1 rRNA gene is annotated in these 1,644 nt (G+C 51.9%); it reads right to left on the bottom strand.

Annotation, left to right across the window (positions count from 1 at the left end):
* Positions 1 to 45: 45 nt before the first annotated feature.
* Positions 46 to 1,585: ribosomal RNA gene (locus J8L98_RS24375) — 16S ribosomal RNA — on the bottom strand.
* Between the last annotated feature and the right edge of the window lie 59 nt (positions 1,586 to 1,644).

The following is a 1,644-nucleotide window of genomic DNA, read 5'->3' as shown; positions in this document are numbered from 1 at the left end:
CAATCATCTGTGTGGACACTACGAACAAATAAGTTCTAAATCGTATAAGGAGGTGATCCAGCCCCAGGTTCCCCTAGGGCTACCTTGTTACGACTTCACCCCAGTCATGAATCACTCCGTGGTAAGCGCCCTCCCTAAGGTTAAGCTACCTACTTCTGGAGCAACCCACTCCCATGGTGTGACGGGCGGTGTGTACAAGGCCCGGGAACGTATTCACCGCGGCATTCTGATCCGCGATTACTAGCGATTCCGACTTCATGGAGTCGAGTTGCAGACTCCAATCCGGACTACGACGCACTTTAAGTGATTCGCTAACCTTCGCAGGCTCGCAGCACTCTGTATGCGCCATTGTAGCACGTGTGTAGCCCTACACGTAAGGGCCATGATGACTTGACGTCGTCCCCACCTTCCTCCGGTTTATCACCGGCAGTCTCCTTAGAGTTCCCACCATTATGTGCTGGCAACTAAGGATAGGGGTTGCGCTCGTTGCGGGACTTAACCCAACATCTCACAACACGAGCTGACGACAGCCATGCAGCACCTGTATCAGAGTTCCCGAAGGCACCAAACCATCTCTGGTAAGTTCTCTGTATGTCAAGTGTAGGTAAGGTTCTTCGCGTTGCATCGAATTAAACCACATGCTCCACCGCTTGTGCGGGCCCCCGTCAATTCATTTGAGTTTTAACCTTGCGGCCGTACTCCCCAGGCGGTCTACTTAATGCGTTAGCTTTGAAAAAGTTGTCCGAAGACCCCAGCTTCTAGTAGACATCGTTTACGGCGTGGACTACCGGGGTATCTAATCCCGTTTGCTCCCCACGCTTTCGTACATGAGCGTCAGTGTTGACCCAGGTGGCTGCCTTCGCCATCGGTATTCCTTCAGATCTCTACGCATTTCACCGCTACACCTGAAATTCTACCACCCTCTATCACACTCTAGTCTGCCAGTTCGAAATGCAGTTCCCAGGTTGAGCCCGGGGCTTTCACATCTCGCTTAACAAACCGCCTGCGTACGCTTTACGCCCAGTAATTCCGATTAACGCTCGCACCCTCCGTATTACCGCGGCTGCTGGCACGGAGTTAGCCGGTGCTTCTTCTGTCAGTAACGTCACAGCTAGCAGCTATTAACTACTAACCTTTCCTCCTGACTGAAAGTGCTTTACAACCCGAAGGCCTTCTTCACACACGCGGCATGGCTGCATCAGGCTTGCGCCCATTGTGCAATATTCCCCACTGCTGCCTCCCGTAGGAGTCTGGACCGTGTCTCAGTTCCAGTGTGGCTGATCATCCTCTCAAACCAGCTAGGGATCGTTGCCTTGGTGAGCCATTACCTCACCAACTAGCTAATCCCACTTGGGCTAATCTCTTGGCGTGAGGCCCGAAGGTCCCCCACTTTGGTCCGTAGACGTTATGCGGTATTAGCAGTCGTTTCCAACTGTTGTCCCCCACCAAAAGGCATATTCCCAAGCATTACTCACCCGTCCGCCGCTCGTCAGCAGATAGCAAGCTATCTCTGTTACCGCTCGACTTGCATGTGTTAGGCCTGCCGCCAGCGTTCAATCTGAGCCATGATCAAACTCTTCAATTAAAAGTTTTGTTGAAACCCTTTACTAGAAAGTGTTTCGTGCTCATTGAATTCTGATTTTG

Origin of the sequence: Pseudoalteromonas sp. MMG013 (assembly GCF_018100885.1) — a bacterium.
GTDB lineage: Bacteria > Pseudomonadota > Gammaproteobacteria > Enterobacterales > Alteromonadaceae > Pseudoalteromonas > Pseudoalteromonas aurantia.
This window is presented reverse-complemented; position numbering and strand designations above follow the sequence as displayed.